Below are 16604 nucleotides of genomic sequence, written 5' to 3'. Positions count from 1 at the left end.
GCACTCTAGCGAATACACTGACCTCAGGTAAGTGAGATCGAATGACATCCGAGCGAATCTTGGAGGCGGCGCGCGCCCTGTTCGCCGCCCGCGGCTACCGCGCCACCTCGATGCAGGCCATCGCCGACGAGGTGGGCATCAGCAAGGCCGCGCTCTACTACCACTTCGATTCCAAGGAGGAGATCCTCCGCCGGCTCACGATTCCGCTGCTGGACGAATTGGAGGCGGTGCTGGCCGAGGCCGAGTCCTGCGACAGTGCCGAGGAGGTGCGGTGGCGGGCGATCGAAGGCTACGTCGATGTGCACCTGCGCCACCGCCAGACACTCACCATGCTGGTCAAGGACATGACGCTGCTGGTGCAGGCGCCGATCGCCGACCGCTTCCGCACGGCGATCGCCCTGGCCAACGAGCTGGTGGCTGGTCCAGGCTGTGGGCTCGAGCAGCGGGTGCGAGCCTGTCAGGTGGTCGCCGGGCTGGCCGATCCGGTGGTGCTGTTCCGCGACGCACCGGCCGATCAGTTGCGTAGCACGATCCTGGACGGGGCGCGGGCACTGCTGGGCGCCCCGGTCGCGCCCCGGGCGCGCGGGCTCCCCCGAGGACGCAACGGCGGACGACGCGCCATCCTCACCGACGAGCAGGTCACACAGGTGCGCGCCCTGTACGCCGAGGGCTGCAGCGGCGAGGAGATCGCCGCCCGTTTCGACGTCTCCAGGGCCACCGTCTATCGCCATCTCAAAATCTAAAGAATGTGAGATTTGATTTTGAGACGGCTGCGCCGCCTCGGCGTCGCGGGCATCGTTGTGCGGCGCTCCAACCGCTCTGTGACCCATGCCATATGCAGTTCCTGTCAGCAATCAGGGCGTCGCCGGCCGCGGCCAGGGGCAGCACCCGTTCCCGGGCCTTGGGCGCCACCAGCGGCATGCGGACAGCGCGCAGCGGCCCGCCGCCGTCACGCGCTGAGAGCTGCCAGGTGAGCCGGCTCCCGTCACGCGGTGTCTGGACTGTCATCCAGCCCGTCACCGCCACTCCCACCCTCGCCGAACTCCTGGAGCGCATGGGGTTGCGGGAGTCCGACCTGGAGCCAGCACGCCCCGTGGACCTGAAGGGCGTGCTCGACGGCGGCATGTTCATCGGCCGGTCTGGATCCTCCTACGTCGTCCTCGAACCCAACGGCTACCAGACCTCTCTGCCGGAGGTTCTGCTCCGCCTCAGCGTGGGCGCCCGGGTGTGCAGCGTCTCCTGGGGCGTCACCACTCCCGGTGACCTGTCTTACGCCGTCTATGGCCGGCTGCTCACGAGCGTGCCCATCCACTCGCCCGAGTGGCGCTCCGGGCTCCAGCCGCGCGCCCTCGACCAGGACCTTGCGGTCCTCGAGCAGGTGACTACCTCCATCCGTGACGGTCATCTCACGTATCCCGCCCACGCCGTCGCTCATGAGGCGGGAGCGCGTGCGGTCCGCCAGGCCATAACCGATGTGCTCGCTCGCCATGACCTCTTGGACTCACCCGGCGTCCGGCCCGCCCTCGACCTGCTGGCGTCCGGCCAGGCCGCAGCCCAGCCGCCGGGACTAGAAGGTCCCGGCTCGCTCACCAACCAGTTGCAGGAAGAGTTCGAGGCGCGCCGGTTCGAGGTGGCTCCACATGACGACCCTCGCTTGCGTCGCTGGCAGGCGGCGATGGCTCTGGCCAGAGCGTTCAGCCGGTTCCGGGACGACGTCCTCGATCCGCTGGGTTCGGTCTATCTCGCGGCAGGCGACGAGTGGCCTCACATCCGCACTACGCTGCTGCGCCTCCTGAACTCCTGATCCCAGGAGATTAGAGGGCTGTTCGGCGTCCGGATGTCAGGTGGGCTGGAGGCCGCCGGAATGACCGCTCGGATACCACGCCTGCGCAGGTGGAGATCCCTCTCCTTGCCACTCCTAACGTATAGCGCACCGGGGGGCTTGCGGCAAGACCCGGGTCGTGCCGCAGAATCGTCGGCCGAGGCCACACCCTGCGGAAAAGAGGGCTCGACATGGGACGCGGTGACGTCGAACCGGTGGTGGGACTGGCGGTGCGGTTGCGGGCGCTCGGGGCGGAGGCGCGGGTGTGCGCGCCGCCTGACCTGGCGGAGCGGAAGGCCGACTGGGCACAGGGAAGGCAACGGAGATGGCGACGTGCTCAACAAGGGGGTTCGACAGAGCGCGAGGCACCGGTGATCCGATCGGCCGGTGCGGTGCGGCGCAGCACGGCTGCCGCGGAGGTATCGCATGATTGAGCAGTACGTGATGGGTCTGCAGGAGGTTGACGAGACGCAGGTCGCGGTCGTGGGCGGCAAGGGCGCGCATCTCGGCGCGCTGTCGCGAATCGAAGGGATCCGCGTGCCGGCCGGCTTCTGCGTGACGACGGACGCCTACCGGCGCATCGTGGCGCAAGCGCCGTCGATGGCCGATCTGCTCGACCAGCTGGCGCACCTGAACCCGGATGACCGGGAGGCGATCCGCACGCTCAGCGCGGAGGTCCGCCGCACCATTGAAGGGATCGCGATCCCTGGGGGTCTCGCGGCGGAGATCACCCGCGGGCTCGCCCAGCTCGGCGAGCAGGCCGCCTACGCCGTGCGGTCCAGCGCGACGGCGGAGGACTTGCCGACGGCCTCTTTCGCGGGCCAGCAGGACACTTACCTGAACGTCGTGGGCCCGGCGGCGATCCTCCAGCACGTCAGCCGGTGCTGGGCGTCGCTGTTCACCGAGCGGGCGGTGACCTATCGCCGGCGCAACGGGATCGACCACCGTACGGTCGGCATGGCCGTGGTCGTGCAGCAGATGGTCTTCGCGCAGGCGGCCGGCATCCTGTTCACGGCCGACCCCGTCACGGGCGATCGGAAGGTCGCCACCGTGGACGCCGGCTCCGGCCTCGGCGAAGCCCTGGTCTCCGGGCTGGTCAACCCTGACGTGTTCAAGGTGCGCGACGGCGAGGTCGTCGCCAAGACGGTCGCCGCCAAGCGGCGTGCCATCCACCCGCTGCCGGGCGGCGGGACGCAGGAAGTGGTGATCGACCCGCAGCGCCAGGAGCAGGCGGCGCTGACGGATGCGCAGGTCGTGCGGCTCGTGCAGCTCGGGCGGCGGATCGAAGCGCACTTCGGCCGCCCGCAGGACATCGAATGGTGCCTGGTCGATGATGGCTTCCAGATCGTTCAGAGTCGGCCGATCACCACGCTGTTCCCCATCCCCGAGACCGGCGACCAGGACAATCACGTCTACGTCTCCGTCGGCCATGGGCAGATGATGACCGACCCCATGAAGCCCTTGGGGCTCTCCGTGTGGCAGCTGACGGCCCTGGCGCCGATGCACGAGGCAGGCGGGCGGCTGTTCGTCGACGTCACCCGGCGGCTGGCGTCGCCCGCGAGCCGCGCCGGCCTCCTGGAGATGATGGGGAGGTCCGATCCGCTGATCAGGGACGCGCTGGAGACCGTCCTCGACCGCGGTGACTTCGTCCCGTCGCTCCCGGACGGAGGGCCGGTCGGGCCGCCGACCGGCGGCGCGCCCGCCCCGATCGAGACGGATCCGGCCATCGTCAGCGAGCTGATCGAGCGCAGCCAGGCGTCCATCGCCGCCCTGCGGCGCGACATCCGGACGAAGACCGGACCGGCGCTGCTCGACTTCCTGCTGGAGGCCTTCGAGGAGCAGAAGCGAGTCCTCACAGATCCGCTGAACGCTCAGGCGATCATGGCGGGGATGGAGGCCACGTGGTGGCTCAACGACAAGCTGTACGAGTGGCTGGGCGAGAAGAACGCGGCCGACACGCTCACGCTGTCCGCCCCGGACAACGTCACGTCGGAGATGGGACTGGCGCTGCTCGACGTCGCGGACGTGATCCGGCCGCATCCGGAGGTGGTGGCGTTCCTGCAGGGTGTCGAGGACGAGGGCTTCCTGGACGAGTTGCCGAAGTTCGCGGGCGGGTCTGAAGCGCGCGACGCCATCGAGGCGTACCTCGACCGGTATGGCATGCGCTGCGTCGGCGAAATCGACATCACGAGGCCCCGCTGGCGCGAGCGCCCCACCACGCTCGTGCCCGTGATCCTCGACAACGTCAAGCTCTTCGAGCCGGGCGCCGCCGAGCGGCGCTTCGAGCAAGGGCGGCAGGAGGCGGAGAAGAAGGAAAGGGACGTGCTGTCACGCCTGCGGGCCCTGCCGGACGGGGAGCGGAAAGCCGACGAGGCCAAGCGGATGATCGACCGGGTCCGGACTTTCATCGGCTACCGGGAGTACCCGAAGTACGGCATCGTCAGCCGCCTCCTCGTCTACAAGCAGGCCTTGCTGGAGGAGGCCGAGCGTCTCGTGCGGGCCGACGTACTCCCTGAGAAGGAGGACATCTTCTACCTCACATTCCAGGAGCTCCACGACGTCGTGCGCACCAACCAGGTGGATGACCGGCTCATCGGGCAGCGCAAGGACGCGCACCGGTCGTACCACGCGCTCACGCCGCCCCGGGTGCTCACCTCGGACGGCGAGGCCATCACCGGGGCGTACCGACGCGACGACGTGCCGGCCGGTGCCCTGATCGGCCTACCGGTCTCCGCCGGAACCATCGAAGGCAGGGCCCGCGTCATCCTGGACATGGCGGAGGCCGAGCTCGAAGCCGGCGACATCCTGGTCACCGCCCATACGGATCCCAGCTGGACGCCCCTGTTCCTCGCCGTCTCAGGCCTGGTCACGGAGGTCGGAGGATTGATGACGCACGGGGCCGTGATCGCACGGGAGTACGGTCTGCCGGCCGTCGTCGGTGTGGTGGACGCCACCCGGCTGATCCGGAACGGGCAGCGGATCCGCGTACACGGAACCGACGGGTACGTCGAGATCCTGCCCTGAAGCGTCGCGTCCGGCCGAGATCAGCCGAGGCGGTCGGCCCGGTCGAGCAGATATCGCTGCTCGACCTGGTTGCCGGTCAGGGCGGCTGCCTCGCGGTACAGCCGCGCCGCGCCGGCCGCGTCACCGGTCATGTGGAGCAGGTGGGCGCGCACCGCGCGTTCCCGTTGCCGGGTCAGCGGTTCCTGATCCAGCCGGTAGCGACGGTTGAGGTCGTCGAGCAGCGCCAGTCCTCGGGCCGGCCCGTACGCCTGGGCCACCGCCACCACCCGGCTCAGCCGCACCGGCGCGGTCGGGCTGAGCCGTTCCAGCCAGAGGTACAGCGCCGCGATCTGCGGCCAGTCCGTCTGCTCCGGCGTCGCGGCTGTGGCGTGCACGGCCGCGATCGCGGCCTGCAGCTGGTACGGGCCCACCTCGCGCCTGCTCCAGACGCTGTCGATCAGCTCGGTGCCCTCGCGGATCAGGTCGGGATCCCACTGCGTCCGGTCCTGCTCGTCCAGCGGCACCAGCTCGTCGTCGCCGCCGGTGCGGGCGGCGCGCCGTGAGTCGGTGAGCAGCATCAGCGCGAGCAGGCCGGCCACCTCGGGGTCGTCCGGCAGGGAGTCGCGGAGCATGCGGGTCAGCCGGATCGCCTCGCCGGTGAGGTCGACGCGGGCGAGTTCGTCGCCGGCGGACGCCGTGTAGCCCTCGTTGAAGATCAGGTAGAGCACCTGCATCACAGCGGTCACTCTGTCGCCCCGGTCGGCGCCGGTCGGCGGGGTGAAGCGGGCACCTGCGCGGGCCAGTTGCTGCTTGGCGCGGCTGATCCGCGTGCCCATGGTGGGTTCGGTCATCCCGTAGGCATGCGCGATCTCGGCTGTGGTCAGGCCGCCCACCGCCCGCAGCGTGAGCGCCACCTGGGAGGTGGCGCTCAACGCGGGGTGACAGCAGAGCAGCAGCAGGGCGAGGCTGTCGTCGGTCTCCTGTGGCGGATCCGCCTGGCGGGCCGGTTCGTGCATGGCCAGCTCGGCCATCCCGGCCTCCTGCTCGCGCCGGCGCCTGGCCTGCTCGGAGCGGAGCAGGTCGACCATCCGCCGGTAGCCGATGCGGATCAGCCAGCTGCGCGGGTTGTCCGGCACGCCGTCGGCCGCCCACGTCCGGCTCGCGGCGAGCAGCGCCTCCTGCACCGCGTCCTCCGCGACGTCGAAGTGGCCGAAGCGCCGCACCAGCGCACCGAGCACCTGCGGCGCCTCCGTGCGCAGCAGGTGCTCCACGTCCCCGGTGCGGCCGGTCATGCCGCGAAGTCGTCGCCCATGATCGGGCGGATCTCCATCGGCTCGCCCAGCACCTCGACGATCCGCGAGACGATTTCGACGGCGCGTTCCCTGCTGGCCACGTCGATCACGGCGAAGCTGGCCAGGACCTCCTTGAGCTCGGCGAACGGCCCGTCGGTCGCCACCACGCCGTTCGGGGTCCTGCGGACGGTGGTGCTGACCACCGGGTGGCCGAGGCCCTCGCTGCTGACGAACTCGCCGGTGGCGATCAGCTCCTGCTCGAACTTCTGGTACGCGGCGAACGCGGCCAGTGCCTCCTCGGATGGGGTGTCGGCGGTCGCGGCGTCCCAGGCAGCGGCCGGGGTGTAGCTGAGCAACAGGTACTTCACGTGAATCCTCTTCCTGGTCGTGCTCAGACGAGCGTACGCGTGGTCAGGCGGAGCGGCGCAGGGACAGCGCGAGGACGGTCGTCCAGGTGAAGGCGACCAGGCCGTTGACGGCGACCTGGATGCTCATGTGATCCGGCGACATGGGCAGCAGCAGGACGAGCGCGGCGGCGCCGCTCGACACGGCAGGCAGCACGGCCCGGCGGCGAGCGTACCGGACGGTCAGCACGATGGCGGCGACGGCCAGCGCGGCGAAGGAGACGGCGGCCGCGACCGAGTGCGCCACGCCGTGCCAGGACATCTGGGCAGCCGGTCCGTCAGGGGTGCCGGCGGGGAAGCCGTTCTCCGGATCCATGGTGAACAGGCCTGCGCAGACCAGCCCGGCGCCGAAGATCCCGACGAAAATCGGCAGCGCCCGCCTTCCGACCCCCTCGGTGATGGTGCGCCCGACGCCCGCGGCCAGCGCCAAGCCGCCGAGACCCGCGAGCACGAACGTCGCGATCTGGATCCAGCCGAGGTCGCCGGTGGCGAGCTGGCTGATCGGGTGCCGAGTGATGTCGAAGCCCTCACGGGTGAGCACCTGAGCGATGGCCGAAGCGAAGAAGGCCGGCCCGGCGAGGGCGCCGGCGAGCAACAGGCGGCCGGACGTAGCGGGGACGGCGGGAGTGGTGTGGACGGCGGGGGTGGCAGCGGTGGCCATGACTTCCTCCTCGATGGTTGCTTGGCAGGACCCCTTCGACGGGTTCCTGTCGCTACCTCGTGGCCGGAACCGGGATCTCAACATGAGCGCGATGTGATCTAAGTCACATCTCAAAGATGTCGAGGGCGGGGGATCGCCTCCGAGGTACCGGCAAGCACTCACCAAGGAGGACGAGATGGACACGATGTCTGCCACCAACCAGCCGAGCGCCGAGATGAAGGCCCTGGACCGCCTGGTCGGCACCTGGGCGGTCACCGGCGGCGCAGAGGGAACGGTGCGGTACGAGTGGATGCCCGGCCGCTTCTTCCTGCTCCAGCATGTCGAGCTCACCCAATTCGGCCAGCAGGTCACCGGCCTGGAGGTGATCGGGCACCTGCACCCCTTCGGCGAGCCGGTCGGCGCGGACGTGGTGTCGCGCTTCTACGACTCGACCGGCAACACCCTCGACTACGCCTACGAGCTGACCGGCGACAAGCTGACCATCTGGGGCGGCGCGAAGGGCAGCCCGGCCTACTACGAGGGCACGTTCAGCGCCGACGGCACCACGGTCACCGGCGAATGGGTCTACCCCGGCGGAGGCGGGTACACATCGACCATGACCCGGGTCTGAGGTCGGCTCGCCACGCTCCCCCTGAGGGGAAGACAGGCGCCCGGCTCACCATCGGCGAGTCCCGCCACAACCTGGCCCGTCGCCGGTGACGAACGCGGGACGGAGAACCAGCTCGGCTCCCTCGGTCTCGGCCTGCACGCGATCACCTGGTGAAACCGTGTCGTGCTGCTGTCGAGGGAGCCGGCCGGCGCACCGATGCCTGGAGCAGCCGATGCGGCGGCTCGGACGCCGCCTGATCGGCCGGCGTCGTGCGCCCGGTGACGTGTCCACGCGGCCGGGTCGCGATCATGACGAGGCCGGTGCCGCCGCGCCGGACGTCAGAGCCGCCTGCACGATGCGGATCGCCTCGCCCGCGTCGATGCCGACGCTGGCGATCACGGCCGCGTAGTCGGCTGCGGCCCGGCGGGCCCGCTCCCTGCCCTCCTCGCCGGCGGACGACACGAACGAGCCCGCCCGCCCGCGCGTCTCGATCAGCCCCGCCTCCTCCAGCTCTCGGTAGGCCCGGCCGACCGTGTTGACGGCCAGGCCGAGGTCGGCCGCCAGGTGGCGGATGGTCGGCAGCCGGGCGCCCACGGCCAGCGTGCGGTCCTGGATCTGCCGGGCGAGCTGGGCCCGCAGTTGCTCGAACGGCGGTACCGGCGAGGCCGCGTCGATGATGATCATCGGACGCTCATGGCCCGCTGGGCCACCGTCGCGCACGACGGCGTCCTGGCATGGAGCGCGATGCACGCGGCCAGGCTCAGGATCAGGTAGGCGAACGCGGCGGCGCCCCACCAGCCGGGCGCGGTGCCGAACAGCACCACCGGCAGCGTCCACTGCACGCTCGGCGTGGTGAGCTCGCGGGCGTCCTCGACGCGCATGATGACGTCGGCGGTCAGCGACTCCGCGTCCTCCGCCACGACCGGGAACCTGAGCAGGTGGCGCAGCTGCATGGCGGTGATGGCCGTCGCGCCGAGCAGGCCGATCAGCACGACGACGGCCATCTGCCGCACGGTGGGCTCGGGAACGGCCAGGGCGCTTGCGGCCAGCGCCATCGCGCCGGCGAACGTGGCGACCGCGAAAACGGCGAACGGCCGGCCGAGCAAGGTCCGCCAGCCGGGCTGGATCGGATGGGCGGCCCTGCGCGACAGCGTCGCGCCCGCCCGCTGGTCGACGCGTCGCACCCACCGGTCGAGCAGGGACTGTGCCAGCAGTAGCCCGGCCACCGACGCGGCCAGGGCCAGCAGCGGCAGCGGGCGATACGGCTGGAGGCCGCCGAGAGCGGAAGTGGCGACGAGAGCGCTCACGATGATCAGCGCGGCCAGGATGACGTAAGTGGCCAGGCGGGCGCGTCTACGGACCGCCAGCCGGCTGGCGAGCAGCGGGGTCGGGCGGGTGTCGGCCAGGTCGTGGTGGGCCAGCCACTCGCCCGCCATGCGCAGATCGGTGTCCGGTGACGGTTCACGGGTCATAGCGCCTCCTTTGTCGCAAACTTTGTAGCAACATGGTGCGTCATACCTTGCGACAAAGTCAACGCCCCGTGGGCTCTCGGCCTCCCGGCGGCGCGAACCCGGGCTCACCGTCGCCGTGGACATCAAGCGGACGGCCGCCCCGCTGCTGGCCACGACCCCTCCCCCAGGCGCGCCCGGACGGCCGAGGCCGAGCTCCGCGAGCGTCGCTTCCGGCGACCGGTCGCCGGTGGCAGCCCAGCGGGGCGGTCGGGCAGTAGCGCGGCGAACCGGTCCCACCGCGGGTTGGTGAGCCACGACGGCAGGGCAGGCACAGGTTGTCGAGTGCCCCGCTGGGCACAGCCGGACGGCCTCGGCCTCGTACAGCTCCTCGGGGGCAGGCCGGCAGGAGTCCGCGACCAGTCCGTCGTCGTGCGCTTATGCCAATCAAGCACCCCCTGGTGTTGCTTGTCCTCATGCCCGCAGTGATCACTGCGGAGGACGACCTCTCGACCAGCACACGAGGAGCCCGGTATGCCCATACGAGCGGAGTCCCACGACGTCGACCGGCGGACGTTCCTGCGACGAGCGGGGTCGGCGGCGGCCGCGGGCGCGATCCTTCCCCTCCTGGATTCCGTCCCGAGCGCGGCGCACGCCGCCGTCGACGACCCCGATCAGCTCTTCAAGGGGGGCCGGTTCGCCGCCGCCGAGCGCGGCTACCGGCGTCTCCTGCGCAGCGATCCGGGCAACGTGCACGCGTGGGCGCAGATCGGTTACATCGCCCTGCTGGCCAACCGGTTCGGCGACGCGGAGCGGCACCTGGCCAAGGCCCTCGCGCTGCGGCCCGGCGACCTCGCCTCGGCGCAGCGGCTGGCCGAGTGCTTCGTGCGGCAGGACCGGCTCGCCCACGCGATACCTCTGCTCAAGAGCATCGACCGCCCCCGCGACCAGGCCCTGGCCACGCTCTACTCCCACATCAGCGGCACACCCTGGCAGATACACGGGGCGCGGAGCGCGCGCGTGCCGTTCTTCACGCTGGACCCGGTACCCGGCGTCGAGGCCGTCGTGAACGGCGGGACACCCAAACGATTCTGGCTGGACACCTACGCGACGCTCGACCTGTCGCAAGAGGTGGCAGAGGAGGCCGGCGTGCGTGCCCTGGCCAGCTGGTCGGGAGGGTACGCCAACAACCAGCCGCTCACGATCTGGGTCGGCGTCCTGGACTCGTTCAAGATCGGAAACATCGAGATCCGCAACCTTCCGGTGCAATGGAGCGACGTGGACCGGCCACCCCTGCCCGACGGGTCACCTGCGGCGGGCGCGTTCGGAACGACGATCTTCTACCACTTCCTGACCACGATGGACTACGCCGGTCGCGCCCTGATCCTGCGCCGCAAGGAGAGCACTCCACCGCCGGTGCGCCACGGCGACCGGCTGCCGTTGTGGCTGGCCGGAGACCACTTTCCCTGCACGCTGGGCAGCCTCGGGGACTACGGGCCGCGGATGGTCACCGTCGACACCGGCGGCATCGCCAGCGGGATCGAGACCACCCTGGAGATCGCCGAGAAGGCAGGTCTGAAGGTGGACTACGACGATCCCATCGAGCAGAACGGGCACAAGCGCTACCGGATCATGGCCGAGCGCCTGAGTCTGGGCAGGACGGTCAGGCGCGATGTACGCGGCTACGCGTTCGAGAAGGTCGTTCCAGGCATGCCCGGGCCCGGACAGTCCGCCCAGTTCGGCTTCGATCTGATCGCCAACTTCTCCCACGAGTTCTTCGAACCCCTTGCCATCACCTTCGACTACACCTCCATGCGGTTGTCCGTCACGCGAGGGTGAGACCTGCAGGTGAGCGCGGCGAGTGCGGGGGCCCTCCCGGAGGGACACTGGTGGCGAAGTAGATCAAACAGCAGCGGCCCCATGATCACGCCCGTGATCATGGGGCCTCCACAGGTGCTGGTGGTCGGCTGCGGTACCGCGAGATCGCCGACGCGCCCTGTTCGACGGCCAACGGTGTGAGCCGAGATGGAAACGGGAAGCTGATTCCGCAGCTCAGAAGCCGGGCGTCCCGTCGCGCTCGCTTCTTCGGGCGAGGCGCTGGGCTTGCCCGTTGTGCACATCGCTTACCCACTCCCAGCCGGGCTGGGGCGATGGGCCGACCCGCGGGTCACTGGGAACATGGCCCTCACGCAAGGCGAGCACGTACGCCCGATCCCGCTCGATCCGTGCGTGTACCTGATCGGCTCCGCCGACTGACCCGTGGCCAGGGACGAGGACATCGACGTCACCCGCCACGCCCTCCAGCAGCCGCAGCGCGGCGAGGTAGTCCTCGATCGGGTCAGCGGTGTCGTCCAGGTCGAGCATCGGAACCAAGACATCAGACAGCATGTCGCCGGCGACGAGAACCCCGCGTTCTTCGATGAACAGCGCCGCATGGCCCGGTGCGTGCGCTTGGTGCTCGATGATCCGGACGTGAGGGCCATCCCATGGAATCCGCGCCGTCTCGGCGGGCAGGGCGGTGATGAGGCCGTACAGGTCCAGCGGGACCTGGTCGGCTATGCCCGTTGGGCCCAGGTGGGCGGTTATCTCGGCCTTCGCACCCGGGTCGGACAGCTGATCACGGACGGTGGCCGCGCATCGGGCCGTGCCGTAACGAGGGGCCGCGCCGAGGCGGGGGTGCCAGAGCAGGTGATCCCAATCCGGATGCGTCGAGAAGCCTGCCACAACGGTCTGCCCCAAATCGGACGCGTCGTTCGCGAGGCAGGCCATTTCGTGGTCCTGCACCCCAGGGTCGATGAGCAAGACGCCATCCCGGCCCCGCACGACAACGGCGTTACTCTGGCAGAACTCGCTCTCATGGACCAGCACACCCTCCGCGACCTGCCTCAGCACGAGCTCGCCTCCCTTGCACCCCGGACGGCGTAGCGATGCATCGTGACGCCCTTCCCGAACGATCGCAGCTCGAGCAGTTCGCGCTCGATCGACACGTCGTAGTCGTCGAACAGCGGCCTACCCGTGGGCGTCGACCTGTTCACCGCGCTTGTGTTCGCCATCGTTCTCCCTGTGGTCGTCGCTTGCCGACACATCGTCGCGTTCACCATCGAGCTTCATCAATGACGAGATAGGGAACAATTGTTTGGCACTACTGAAGAATGAGGAGCGGTGGAGCGTCAGGACATCGAGGTGTTCCTCGTACTCGCTGAGCAACTGCACTTCGCGCGTACGGCCGAGCACCTCCGTGTCTCGGCTGCAACCATCAGCCAGACCATCGCCAAGCTGGAGCGCCGGTTCGGCGCGCCGCTGTTCTACCGCACCACCCGCCGGGTCGAGCTGACCTCGCTCGGCAGGCAACTCCGGGACGATTTGCAGCCCGCGCACGCACAGATCCAGGCCGCGATCGCACGAGCGATCGCGGCGGGGCACGGCATCACCGGCACGCTGGAGCTGGGCTACATGTCGGCCGCGGTGGCCCAAGTCGTTCTGCGGCTGGCTGACAGTTTCCGCGACCAAGTGCCGGGGTGCCGGGTGGCCATCCATGAAACCGCGCTCGCCGATCTCTTCGGCCCCCTGCGCCGGGCAGAGGTCGACCTGTCGGTGCTGCCCTTGCCGGTAGAGGAGCAGGACCTCACCGTCGGGCCGGTGCTGCTGTCGGAGCCGGCGATGCTCGCCGTGCCCGCGGACCATCGGCTGGCGCACCGCATCCGCGTCGGTCACGATGAGATCGCCCGCGAGAGGGTGTTCTTCGCCGAGACCCTCCCCGGCTACTGGATCGACCACCACCTACCGGTGCCCGGCCGTCTCACCGAGTCCCTGCCCGGCTTCCAAGAGATCCTCGCCTACGTCACCTCAGGCCACGGCGTCGCCCTCGTCGGCGCCCAGACGCCGCACTTCTATCCGCGTCCCGGCTTGCTCTGCATCCCCGTGGAAGGCGATGCCGCGTTCGACTACGCCGTGGTCTGGCGCACCGATCGGCTCAGAACTATCGCCGAGACCTTTCTCCGCCACATCACGCCGCTGACCAGTAGCTGAGCGATGGGCCGTCCGCCGGCAGTTCCTGGTCGAGATCGCTGCCGACGGGCAGACCGCCGGCAATGAAGTCATCGCCGGCGAATAGGTCGGCTGGTACCTTGCGGATCATGATTGCCCGGCACGGGGACAGGACGTGAACCTGGAAGCGCTGGGAGCGCTGTTACGAGCAGGCTTGCCCGCCAAGCATGCGCAGACACGCTTGGAGCTTGCCGAGCCTGGCCTCGTTCTCGCGAGCGACGGATCCCTCAGCGTGAGATTGTGCCTGCACAACGACGACACCGGCGAATGTGCAGAGCAGACCGTCCCGCTGGTCCCGGCAGGGCAGACCGTCGGGCGAAGCCACGCCTATGTTCAGGCATGGGTTCAGTCGCTGCCGTCCCTGCTGGCCTGCGTCGTCGACCGGACAGGCGGACTGTCCATGACCCCCGGCATGCTGGAATTCCCCCAGGTTGTGCTGAACGACGAACAGGCACAGACCACGATGCAGTTTCTTGAGCGGTTCGCCGATCCGCACACCTTGCAGGCGTGGGCCGCGGAGGCCGAGGGCGCCAACGACGAGCACTGGATCCGGGCTGTGTGCCAGGACCTCAGGCTGGGCGAGTACGCGGACGCCCTGGTCGCATTGCGCCGCACCGGGATCAGCCTGACTCCCCGCCGCGACCGCCTGACCGTGGGCCGTACCCACCTGGGTGGCGTCCCCGACCTGCCGCCGCGCGCACTCTGGCCACACCGCCGCGACCACCCCATGACTCTCCTGGCGCAGATCGACCTGGCCGAGACGAGTCACTGCGATGACGAGCGACTGCTACCCCCGGCCGGACTGCTACAGATCTTCGCCGACCTCACCAGCGACATCGCCTGGGATGACACGACCCACGGCCCTGGCGTCGTGGTGATGACCCAGCCACCCGAGGCTCGCGACCTGATCGTCACACAACCGCCCGCAGGAACCGAGACGCTCCCGTACCGCGCGGTGATCCCGGCGGTGGATCCGTCGTTGCCCCCGCTGGACAGCCCCTTCTACCACGACCTCACCGAGCTGGACCTCACCGGCGATGACCCGACCAACCCAAGCGAGGAGTTCGCGGCGTTCATCGAGTTCCTCAACGAGTTCCATCCCCCGTTGGACGACGATGACCGGCCCCGGCACCGCCTGCTCGGCTACGCCGACCCCCTGCAGGACGATCCGTGGCGACACTGCGCAACCGCCGAACCGAGCACGCCGCCCACTCAATGGCAGCTCCTGGCCCAGATCGACTCCGAACCGGACGCTCAACTCGGCGACAACGGCCTGGTGTACATCTTCATCCCACGTGACGCGCTGGCGGCGGGCGACTTCACCCGGACCCACGGTGTGTGGCACATGCACTGACCGCCTTCAGACCTTGCCGTTCTCAGCCGGAACGGCAAGATGCGCATAAGGCCGTCAGCCTGCACACCAAGACCCCGCGGCTTCACGCCGCCGGGGTCTTCTCATGCCTGCCCGTCCTCACCTTGAGTGACGCGTTCATCACCACGTTGAGTGTCCGCGGGGTCGGCGAAGGATCGCAGCGCGGACAGGTGCTTGTTCCACGTCGCCGGGGCGTGCTTGATCGGCTGCTCGCATGGCCTCGACCACGGGGAGCAGAGCGGCATGGTTCGACCGCGGCTTGAGGCTTTCCCGGCTACCGGCCCAGAACGGTCCACGAAAGGCGGCGAAAAGTCTCCGGGCTCCGTTCAACGACAGCCTTGAAGTCATGAGTGCTGATGACCACGAGCAGCCCGGCGCGGAGCCTGCCATCGAGACCCGCAGCCGGCGGCCACATCGCGGACGGATCGATGCGCGGAACGCCTCCATGGCCGTGGCCGGCGAGTCCGAACCCGAAAAACCCGGAAAGCCCGCCGCAGCCCCCGACGACCTGAGCGAGATGACCACGTGATTCCTGATGCAACCCCCACCCCGCCTGCCTGGCGGGAACTGCTGGGCCCCCGACATCTCGGAACTGCGGTCGTGCTGGCGGGCGGCGTGCTCGTCGGTGCGGTCAATATCTATCTGGCCTCGAGCCTGCTGCCGACCGCGGTGGCCGACATCGGCGGCGCCGGCTTCTATGCCTGGAACATGACGATCTACCTCGTCGCCATGGTGATCGCGACGATGCTGGTCAGTCGGCTCCTGGCCCGGTGGGGGAACGTCGGCGCCTATCGCCTCGGCTTCGCCGTGTTCCTGGTGGGCTCGCTGGCCTGTGCGGCGAGCCCGGTGATGCCGGTACTGCTGGCCGGCCGCGGCATCCAGGGATTCGGGGCGGGGGTGCTGTCCGGGCTGGGGTTCGCCGTCATCCGCTCGGCCCTGCCGCGCCGACTGTGGACCCGGGGCAACGCCCTGATGTCAGCGATGTACGGCGTCGGCAACTTCGTCGGCCCGGCGCTCGGCGGCCTGTTCGCCCAGTTCGGCTCGTGGCGCCTGGCGTTCGTGACGATGGCAGCGATCGCGGCGGCGTGCTGCGCGGTCGTGCCCCGGGTGCTGCCGCGCGGCGAACGCAGTGACGCGCGGGCGCCGGTCCCGGCCGTGTCGCTGCTGCTGGTCACGGCGGCCACGGCGGCCGTCAGCCTGGCCGGAGTGCTGCCTGGCACCCTGGCGATGGTGGGCAGCATCGTGGTGGCACTGCTGCTGATGGCCGTCTTCGTCACCCACGAACGGCGCAGCGAACTGCGGGTCTTCCCACGCACGACCTACCAGGCCGGTTCCCCACTGAAGTGGATCTACCTGACGCTCGGGCTACTGGCCTTCGGCGTCGCGGTCGAGTCGTTCGTCCCGCTGTTCGGCCAGCAGCTGGGCGGGCTGCCCCCGCTGGCGGCCGGCCTGTTCGGGGCGGCCATCTCGCTCGGCTGGTCGCTGACCCAGCTCGGCAGCTCATCGGCCACCAGGGAGCGCACGGTACGCCGTTTGCGCATCATCGGCCCGCTGCTCCTGACGTCCGGCTTCCTCCTCCAGGGACTGCTGCAACGCGAGGACACGCCGACCTGGCTGGTACTCATCTGGGTACCGGTGTTGTTCATCGCGGGTTCCGGCATCGGCCTGGCCTACCCGCACCTGTCCGTGGCCGCCATGTCCAGCACCCAGGATCCGGAGGAAGGACGCAGGGCCGCCGCGGCGATCGCCACCGTGACGAGTCTGTCGATCGCGTTCGGCACGGCCGTGGCCGGAGTCCTCGTCAACCTCGGCGACCCGTCGATGCTCGACTCGGCGCGGTACGTACTGTTCGGATTCGCGATCATCTGCGCGATCGGCGCCATCACCGCACACGCGGCGAACCGTTCGAGCCGCCCGGAGCCCGCCGACCACACTCCGCTCCAACAGGGCTCGTGACTCGCGATCT

The 16604-nt window shown here is 69.7% G+C and carries 17 protein-coding genes; 9 read left to right on the top strand and 8 right to left on the bottom strand.

Features of this window, described 5'->3' with window-relative positions; translation table 11 throughout:
* Positions 1-41: 41 nt before the first annotated feature.
* From ABFX50_RS32165 to rph, 3 genes are all read left to right on the top strand, one after another.
* On the top strand, positions 42-743 hold the full coding sequence (locus tag ABFX50_RS32165) for a TetR family transcriptional regulator (RefSeq protein ID WP_346151629.1): 702 nt from the start codon (positions 42-44) through the stop codon (positions 741-743).
* A gap of 350 nt (positions 744-1093) precedes the next feature.
* On the top strand, positions 1094-1804 hold the full coding sequence (locus ABFX50_RS32160; RefSeq protein WP_346151627.1) for a DUF6461 domain-containing protein: 711 nt from the start codon (positions 1094-1096) through the stop codon (positions 1802-1804).
* A 444-nt stretch (positions 1805-2248) separates the two neighbouring features.
* Positions 2249-4846, top strand: a complete 2598-nt coding sequence (gene rph, locus ABFX50_RS32155) for a rifamycin-inactivating phosphotransferase (RefSeq protein WP_346151625.1) — start codon at positions 2249-2251, stop codon at positions 4844-4846.
* Between the two features lie 20 nt (positions 4847-4866).
* Here the strand turns inward: rph and ABFX50_RS32150 are convergent, their stop codons facing one another.
* Genes ABFX50_RS32150 through ABFX50_RS32140 form a run of 3 tightly spaced genes read right to left on the bottom strand, consistent with a single transcriptional unit; the run spans position 4867 to position 7182 of the window.
* Positions 4867-6117, bottom strand: a complete 1251-nt coding sequence (locus ABFX50_RS32150; protein WP_346151623.1) for an RNA polymerase sigma factor — start codon at positions 6115-6117, stop codon at positions 4867-4869.
* Positions 6114-6485, bottom strand: coding sequence for a YciI family protein (locus ABFX50_RS32145; protein ID WP_346151621.1), 372 nt, complete (start codon positions 6483-6485; stop codon positions 6114-6116). The genes ABFX50_RS32150 and ABFX50_RS32145 overlap by 4 nt, the downstream gene beginning before the upstream one ends.
* A gap of 43 nt (positions 6486-6528) precedes the next feature.
* On the bottom strand, positions 6529-7182 hold the full coding sequence (locus tag ABFX50_RS32140) for a DUF998 domain-containing protein (protein WP_346151619.1): 654 nt from the start codon (positions 7180-7182) through the stop codon (positions 6529-6531).
* A gap of 175 nt (positions 7183-7357) precedes the next feature.
* Between ABFX50_RS32140 and ABFX50_RS32135 the strand changes: the two genes are divergently transcribed.
* Positions 7358-7792 (top strand): hypothetical protein, encoded by a 435-nt coding sequence (locus ABFX50_RS32135; RefSeq protein WP_346151617.1) that lies wholly within the window; start codon positions 7358-7360, stop codon positions 7790-7792.
* A gap of 285 nt (positions 7793-8077) precedes the next feature.
* Here ABFX50_RS32135 and ABFX50_RS32130 read toward each other — a convergent pair whose 3' ends face one another.
* A complete protein-coding gene (locus ABFX50_RS32130; RefSeq protein ID WP_183643179.1) occupies positions 8078-8455 on the bottom strand; it encodes a GntR family transcriptional regulator in 378 nt (125 codons plus the stop codon).
* Positions 8452-9243 carry a hypothetical protein gene (locus ABFX50_RS32125; protein WP_346151614.1) on the bottom strand — a complete coding sequence of 264 codons (792 nt, stop codon included), beginning with the start codon at positions 9241-9243 and terminating at the stop codon, positions 8452-8454. The genes ABFX50_RS32130 and ABFX50_RS32125 overlap by 4 nt, the downstream gene beginning before the upstream one ends.
* 510 nt (positions 9244-9753) lie before the next feature.
* Between ABFX50_RS32125 and ABFX50_RS32120 the strand changes: the two genes are divergently transcribed.
* Entirely contained in the window at positions 9754-11058 is a 1305-nt protein-coding gene (locus ABFX50_RS32120) for an aspartyl protease family protein (RefSeq protein ID WP_346151612.1), read from the top strand.
* Between the two features lie 213 nt (positions 11059-11271).
* On the opposite strand, the gene ABFX50_RS32115 is transcribed toward ABFX50_RS32120, so the two are convergent.
* On the bottom strand, positions 11272-12111 hold the full coding sequence (locus ABFX50_RS32115; protein ID WP_346151610.1) for an MBL fold metallo-hydrolase: 840 nt from the start codon (positions 12109-12111) through the stop codon (positions 11272-11274).
* Positions 12105-12272, bottom strand: a complete 168-nt coding sequence (locus ABFX50_RS32110; RefSeq protein WP_346151608.1) for a hypothetical protein — start codon at positions 12270-12272, stop codon at positions 12105-12107. Before ABFX50_RS32110 ends, ABFX50_RS32115 begins: the two co-directional genes overlap by 7 nt.
* 109 nt (positions 12273-12381) lie before the next feature.
* Here ABFX50_RS32110 and ABFX50_RS32105 point away from each other — a divergent pair, with 109 nt between their 5' ends.
* A complete protein-coding gene (locus ABFX50_RS32105) occupies positions 12382-13248 on the top strand; it encodes a LysR family transcriptional regulator (protein WP_346151606.1) in 867 nt (288 codons plus the stop codon).
* Here ABFX50_RS32105 and ABFX50_RS32100 read toward each other — a convergent pair.
* The gene (locus ABFX50_RS32100; protein ID WP_346151605.1) at positions 13226-13357 is read right to left on the bottom strand and encodes a hypothetical protein; all 132 of its coding nucleotides are present in this window, start codon (positions 13355-13357) and stop codon (positions 13226-13228) included. The two genes, ABFX50_RS32105 and ABFX50_RS32100, sit on opposite strands and share 23 nt — an antisense overlap.
* 24 nt (positions 13358-13381) lie before the next feature.
* On the opposite strand from ABFX50_RS32100, the gene ABFX50_RS32095 reads away from it, so the two are divergent.
* The 3 genes from ABFX50_RS32095 to ABFX50_RS32085 all read left to right on the top strand — a co-directional run bounded on the left by ABFX50_RS32095 (position 13382) and on the right by ABFX50_RS32085 (position 16594).
* Positions 13382-14620: a DUF1963 domain-containing protein gene (locus tag ABFX50_RS32095; protein WP_346151603.1), complete on the top strand. Its 1239-nt coding sequence runs from the start codon at positions 13382-13384 to the stop codon at positions 14618-14620.
* 364 nt (positions 14621-14984) lie between these two features.
* Entirely contained in the window at positions 14985-15167 is a 183-nt protein-coding gene (locus ABFX50_RS32090) for a hypothetical protein (RefSeq protein ID WP_346151601.1), read from the top strand.
* A complete protein-coding gene (locus tag ABFX50_RS32085) occupies positions 15164-16594 on the top strand; it encodes an MFS transporter (RefSeq protein ID WP_346151599.1) in 1431 nt (476 codons plus the stop codon). The genes ABFX50_RS32090 and ABFX50_RS32085 overlap by 4 nt, the downstream gene beginning before the upstream one ends.
* Positions 16595-16604: the final 10 nt, after the last annotated feature.

This window comes from Nonomuraea recticatena (assembly GCF_039533245.1).
GTDB classification, from domain to species: domain Bacteria; phylum Actinomycetota; class Actinomycetes; order Streptosporangiales; family Streptosporangiaceae; genus Nonomuraea; species Nonomuraea roseola.
This window is presented reverse-complemented; position numbering and strand designations above follow the sequence as displayed.

Excerpts from the sequence above, each read along its gene's own strand:
- ABFX50_RS32165 (WP_346151629.1), top strand. The coding sequence starts at position 42 with ATGACATCCGAGCGAATCTTGGAGGCGGCGCGCGCCCTGTTCGCCGCC.
- rph (WP_346151625.1), top strand. The coding sequence starts at position 2,249 with ATGATTGAGCAGTACGTGATGGGTCTGCAGGAGGTTGACGAGACGCAG.
- ABFX50_RS32150 (WP_346151623.1), bottom strand. The coding sequence starts at position 6,117 with ATGACCGGCCGCACCGGGGACGTGGAGCACCTGCTGCGCACGGAGGCG.
- ABFX50_RS32140 (WP_346151619.1), bottom strand. The coding sequence starts at position 7,182 with ATGGCCACCGCTGCCACCCCCGCCGTCCACACCACTCCCGCCGTCCCC.
- ABFX50_RS32135 (WP_346151617.1), top strand. The coding sequence starts at position 7,358 with ATGGACACGATGTCTGCCACCAACCAGCCGAGCGCCGAGATGAAGGCC.
- ABFX50_RS32130 (WP_183643179.1), bottom strand. The coding sequence starts at position 8,455 with ATGATCATCATCGACGCGGCCTCGCCGGTACCGCCGTTCGAGCAACTG.
- ABFX50_RS32125 (WP_346151614.1), bottom strand. The coding sequence starts at position 9,243 with ATGACCCGTGAACCGTCACCGGACACCGATCTGCGCATGGCGGGCGAG.
- ABFX50_RS32120 (WP_346151612.1), top strand. The coding sequence starts at position 9,754 with ATGCCCATACGAGCGGAGTCCCACGACGTCGACCGGCGGACGTTCCTG.
- ABFX50_RS32110 (WP_346151608.1), bottom strand. The coding sequence starts at position 12,272 with ATGGCGAACACAAGCGCGGTGAACAGGTCGACGCCCACGGGTAGGCCG.
- ABFX50_RS32100 (WP_346151605.1), bottom strand. The coding sequence starts at position 13,357 with ATGATCCGCAAGGTACCAGCCGACCTATTCGCCGGCGATGACTTCATT.
- ABFX50_RS32090 (WP_346151601.1), top strand. The coding sequence starts at position 14,985 with ATGAGTGCTGATGACCACGAGCAGCCCGGCGCGGAGCCTGCCATCGAG.